The sequence below is a fragment of the Mesorhizobium sp. M1A.F.Ca.IN.022.07.1.1 genome, from assembly GCF_003997575.1.
Lineage (GTDB): Bacteria > Pseudomonadota > Alphaproteobacteria > Rhizobiales > Rhizobiaceae > Mesorhizobium.
On record NZ_RZST01000372.1, the window covers coordinates 1 to 5,298 of the forward strand.

Annotated in this window: 6 protein-coding genes; all 6 read left to right on the forward strand. The window is 62.3% G+C overall.

From position 1 onward, the window contains the following. Positions 1-1,905 (forward strand): VirB4 family type IV secretion system protein (locus EOA75_RS28065; RefSeq protein WP_127325690.1); only part of this gene is annotated, 1,905 nt, incomplete at its 5' end. Continuing rightward, positions 1,905-2,603, forward strand: a complete 699-nt coding sequence (virB5, locus tag EOA75_RS28070; RefSeq protein WP_127325691.1) for a P-type DNA transfer protein VirB5 — start codon at positions 1,905-1,907, stop codon at positions 2,601-2,603. The genes EOA75_RS28065 and virB5, both read left to right, overlap by 1 nt. Continuing rightward, positions 2,600-2,833 carry an EexN family lipoprotein gene (locus tag EOA75_RS28075; RefSeq protein ID WP_127325692.1) on the forward strand — a complete coding sequence of 78 codons (234 nt, stop codon included), beginning with the start codon at positions 2,600-2,602 and terminating at the stop codon, positions 2,831-2,833. Before virB5 ends, EOA75_RS28075 begins: the two co-directional genes overlap by 4 nt. A gap of 2 nt (positions 2,834-2,835) precedes the next feature. Beyond that, positions 2,836-3,771, forward strand: a complete 936-nt coding sequence (locus tag EOA75_RS28080) for a type IV secretion system protein (RefSeq protein WP_164747606.1) — start codon at positions 2,836-2,838, stop codon at positions 3,769-3,771. Between the two features lie 315 nt (positions 3,772-4,086). Beyond that, positions 4,087-4,758 carry a virB8 family protein gene (locus tag EOA75_RS28090; protein WP_127325695.1) on the forward strand — a complete coding sequence of 224 codons (672 nt, stop codon included), beginning with the start codon at positions 4,087-4,089 and terminating at the stop codon, positions 4,756-4,758. Continuing rightward, on the forward strand, positions 4,758-5,298 hold a 541-nt coding region (locus tag EOA75_RS28095), incomplete at its 3' end, for a TrbG/VirB9 family P-type conjugative transfer protein (protein WP_164747607.1). The genes EOA75_RS28090 and EOA75_RS28095, both read left to right, overlap by 1 nt.

A 5,298-nucleotide genomic window follows, 5' to 3' on the forward strand; every position in this document is an offset into this window, starting at 1 on the left:
CTTCACGACAAGGTCGCCGATGTCATGGCGGCTTTGAAGCGCTTCGAGCCCCGCCCGCTGTCGCTTTACGAACATGGTGGGTTGCTGTTTTCCGAACCGAGCGAGGTGCTGCACCAGATCGTCGGCGGTCGGCGGGAACCAATACCGCTGACCGAAGGGCGCGTCGCGTCGGCGATCTACTCCGACCGGGTCATCGTCGGCCGCGAGACGATCGAGATCCGGCACGAGGCCGCAAGCCGCTATGCCGGCATGCTGAGTTTCAAGGAATATCCGGCCCGCACCAGGACCGGCATGCTCGACGGCGCACTCACCAGCCCCTTCGAACTTATCCTCACGCAGTCCTTTTCCTTCGCCTCGAAGGCGGACGCCCGCGTCATCATGGGCCGCAAGCAGAACCAGATGGTCAGCAGCGGCGACAAGGCGGCCTCGCAGATCGATGAGCTGGACGAGGCGATGGACGACCTGGAGTCCAATCGGTTCGTGCTCGGCGAGCACCATCTGACGCTTTCCGTCTTCGCTTCCTCGGTGAAGGAACTGACCGACAATCTCGCCAAGGCGCGCGCCAGCCTGACCAGCGGCGGCGCGGTCGTCGCGCGCGAAGATCTTGGTCTCGAGGCTGCCTGGTGGGCGCAGCTGCCTGGCAACTTCCGCTATCGCGCGCGGTCCGGCGCGATCACGTCACGGAACTTTGCAGCCTTGTCTCCCTTCCACTCCTATCCGATCGGCCAAAAGGACGGCAACGAGTGGGGGCCGGCCGTTGCCCTGCTCAAGACGGCGTCAGGGTCGCCATACTACTTCAATTTTCACTATGGCGATCTCGGCAACACCTTTGTTTGCGGGCCGTCCGGCGCGGGCAAGACCGTGCTCTTGAACTTCATGCTTTCGCAGCTCGAGAAGCACGATCCACATGTGGTGTTCTTTGACAAGGACAGGGGCGCCGATCTCTACGTGCGCGCCGCCGGCGGCGCCTATCTGCCCCTCAAGAATGGTGTTCCGACCGGTTGCGCACCGCTCAAGGCGCTCGAGCTGACGCCTCAGAACAAGGTGTTCCTGACGCGCTGGGTCGGCAAGCTTGTCGGCTCGACAACACGGGAACTGACCGTGACCGAGCTTCGCGACATTGCTTCCGCCATCGACGGCCTTGCCGACCTGCCGGTCGAGCGCCGCACGATCGGCGCGCTCAGAACCTTCCTCAACAACACCGACCCGGAGGGGATCGCGGCCAGGCTGCGCCGGTGGGAGAGGGGAGGGCCCCTTGGTTGGGTGTTTGACAATGTGATCGAGGATATCGGCTTCGGCGCTTTCGGCGCCGGCGGCAGATTCGTCGGCTACGACATGACCGACTTTCTCGACAATGAAGAAATCCGCACGCCGCTGATGGCCTATCTCTTCCACCGCGTCGAGCAGCTGATCGACGGCAGGCGGATCATCATCGTCATCGACGAGTTCTGGAAGGCGCTGCAGGACGAGGGATTCAGGGATCTCGCACAGAACAAGCTGAAGACGATCCGCAAGCAAAACGGCCTGATGCTCTTTGCCACGCAAAGCCCGCGCGATGCGCTCGTTTCGCCGATCGCGCACACCATCATCGAGCAATGCCCGACGCAGATCTTCCTGCCGAACGCCCGCGGCAATCATGCCGACTATGTCGAGGGCTTCAAGCTGACGGAGCGCGAGTACGAACTGATCGCTCGCGAACTCTCGGTCGAAAGCCGGCGGTTCGTGCTGAAGCAGGGTCACAACAGCGTCGTCGCCGAGCTGAATCTCAGGGGCTTCGATGACGAGCTCGCCATCCTTTCCGGCCGCACGGCTAATGTCGAGCTCGCCGAAGCGATCCGCGCGGAGGTCGGCAACCAGGGCGGGGATTGGCTTCCCATTTTCCACCAAAGAAGGAATGCGGGCTGATGGCTTCCTACCGACTTCAGGGCGCGGCGATTGCCGTGGCGCTTTTCCTGTCCGCCAACGGTGCGGCGGGGCAGGGGATTCCGGTGATCGACCAGACGGCGATCGCCAAGCAGATCGAGAGCATCGCGCAGCTCAAGTCGCAACTCGATGCGCTGCATCAGCAGATTGAACAGGCGCAGCAGCTCTACGGCTCGCTCAACAAGCTCACCGATATGGCGGATGTCGCAAGCATCCTCAACGATCCTTCAATCCGAAAAGCCTTGCCGGCCGACTTCAACGCCATCGAGGGATTGTTCAAGGGCGATGGCGCCGGCGTGTTCGGTGACTCAGCCTCCAAATTCCTAGAACGCAACTCGACTTATCGAACCAGCGCCGACGACTTCTACGCGAAAGAGCTCTCCCGGATCCAGAACCAGAATGCCGGCCAGATGAGCCTCGGCCAGCAGATCTACGACGCCGCAACCAAGCGCATCGACGGCATCGACCAGCTGCGCGAGAAGATATCGACGGCGGGCGACGCCAAGGATATCGCCGACCTTCAGGCGCGACTGCAGGCCGAAACGGCTTTCCTCCAGACCGATGTGCTGCGCATGGAAGGCCTGCGAATGGTGCAACAGGCGCAAGCCCAAGTCGACGAGCAGCGCAAGGCCGAAGACTGGCGCCAGCGCATGGACGCGATCAAGGCGGCGCTGCAATGAGGAGACTGCTCCTCCTGATGGCGATAGCTGGTCTGGCGGCCTGCTCGGAGCAAGCCGAAAGAACCTACACGGTCGAGGAACTGGTAGCTGACGAAGCGCTGCTTTCCGGCGTCATCGCGAAGTGCCGCAACAATCCTGGCGAGTTCAGCGACACGACGAACTGCAGGAACGCCGAAGCGGCGGACGGCAAGATGCGGCTCGATCGCATGCGGCGGTCCTCGGGAGGTTGAGCATGTATGAGGTGTTCGCCTTCGTCGACGAGCAGTTCAAAGCGCCCTTGGAGAGCTTCATCTCCGATGGCACCTCGAACATCTCCGAATGGGTTTCGGGGCCCCTCACGGCGGCAGTCACCCTTTACATCGTGCTCTACGGTTATCTCGTCCTTCGCGGTTCGGTGCAGGAACCGATCCTGGATTTCGCTTACCGGGCGATCAAGCTCGCCATCATCGTGATGCTGGTGAAGAACGCCGGCGAATATCAGACCTATGTCACGAACATCTTCTTCGACGTACTCCCGCGCGAAATCTCCCAGGCTCTGAACACTGGCACGGCGCCGAGCGCTTCCACCTTCGACAGCCTGCTCGACAAGGGGCAGGCTTCCGCCACCGATATCTGGTCCCGCGCCTCCTGGCCCGTCGATATCGTCACGGGCGTCGGCGGCATGATGGTGATCGGCGCGAGCTTCATCGTCGCTGCGATCGGCTATATCGTCTCGCTCTACGCTCGGCTGGCACTCGCCATCGTGCTGGCGATCGGCCCTATCTTCGTGGCGCTTGCCATGTTCCAGGCAACCCGGCGCTTCACCGAGGCCTGGATCGGGCAGCTCGTGAACTTCGTGATCCTGCAGGTCCTGGTCGTCGCCGTTGGTTCCCTGCTAATCACCTGCATCGACAGCACCTTCACGGCGATCGAGGGATACAGCGATGTGCTGATGCGGCCGATCGCGCTTTGCGCCATCTGCCTCGCCGCCCTCTATGTCTTCTACCAGCTTCCCAACATCGCTTCCGCGCTCGCCGCCGGCGGGGCGTCGTTGACCTACGGCTACGGAGCGGCGCGTGACGCCCACGAAAGCACGCTCGCCTGGACGGCATCCCATATCGTCCGTGCCGGCGGCCGCGGTTTCCGCGCGGCCGGCCGGACCTTCACCTCGAAACGCGCCGGCTCATGACGCTTTTCGCACCAACAAGAAAAAGGGCCATTCCGGAATGATCCGAATTTTGCCACTGGTTTGCATGGCGGCAATCGTAAGCGGCTGCGCATCGCTGTCCTACCCGCTTCCCAAATGCGACGGCTATTCACGCCGGCCGCTCAATCGCTCGATGTGGGAATGGCAGGACAATAGGAACCTCACTGAGAAGCATTCGGATGCACAACCGGCGATCTCCCAACCGGCGCCCGCAGCCTATGCCGAAAAGGGCAGGGAAGAACCCGCCTTCGCCCATTTTGACATCACTGCTTCCAATCGTCCTTGCGGGGCGTGAACATGGTCTTAGGGGACGAACTCAAAACATACTTCGAGAAGGCGCGACGTTTCGATCAAGACCGCATGGTTCAGGTCGAGCGCTCGGCGCGCATCGCCTGGTCGGTGGCAATCGTGGCTGGCGTCCTTGCCGGCGTTTCGATCTTCGCCGTCGCCGCCTTGACCCCGCTGAAGACGGTGGAGCCGTTTGTCGTACGGGTGGACAATTCGACAGGCATCGTCGATGTCGTCTCGGCGCTAACGTCGACGGCGGGCACCTATGACGAAGCCGTCACCAAATACTTCGCCGCCAAATATGTGCGTGCGCGGGAAGGCTACGTCTGGAGCGAGGCGGAGGAGAATTATCGCACCGTCGCCTTGCTGTCGACACAGCCCGAGCAGACGCGATTTTCCACATACTATCGTGGCAGCAACCCGGATTCGCCGCAGAATACCTACGGGCGCGGCGCCACGGTGCGCATCAGCATCGCGTCGATCTCGCTGATCAACCCGAATGTCGTGTCCGTCCGCTACATGCGCACGATTACTCGCGGCGAGGAGGTTCGGACAACCCATTGGGTTGCGACGCTAACCTTTTCCTACGCGAATGCGCCGATGTCGTCGACGGATCGGCTGGTGAACCCTCTCGGCTTCGTGGTCAGCGAATACCGGGCCGATCCGGAGGCCATCAACTGATGCGCACAATCGCAATCGCCACTCTCCTGCTGGCGGCCTCCGCCTCTACCGCGCTTGCCCTCGAAATTCCACGCGGCGCATCGCAGGACAGCCGTGTGCGCTTTGTCGACTATCAGCCCTACAACATCACCCGCATCGTCGGCTCGCTGCGCTCCTCGGTGCAGGTGGAATTCTCGTCCGATGAGGAGATCGCCCATGTCGCGCTCGGCAACAGCGTCGCCTGGGAGGTCGCGCCGGCCGGCAACATCCTGTTTCTCAAACCCCGGGAAAATCAGCCGGTCACCAACATTTCCGTCGTAACCACCCGTCGGGACGGCTCAACCCGCAGCTACCAGATGGAGCTGACGGTAAGGGATGGAACGGTGGAGGTGGGCCAGAATACCTATTTCTACGTCAAGTATCGCTATCCGGCCGACGAGGCCGAGCGACGGCGGCAGGCTGCGACGGCGCGAGCCGTCGCAGCGCAGGCGAAAGAGGCCGACAACGTGCTCGCCCTCCATGAAGCCTATGGGCCGCGAAACTGGCGCTATTCGGCCCAGG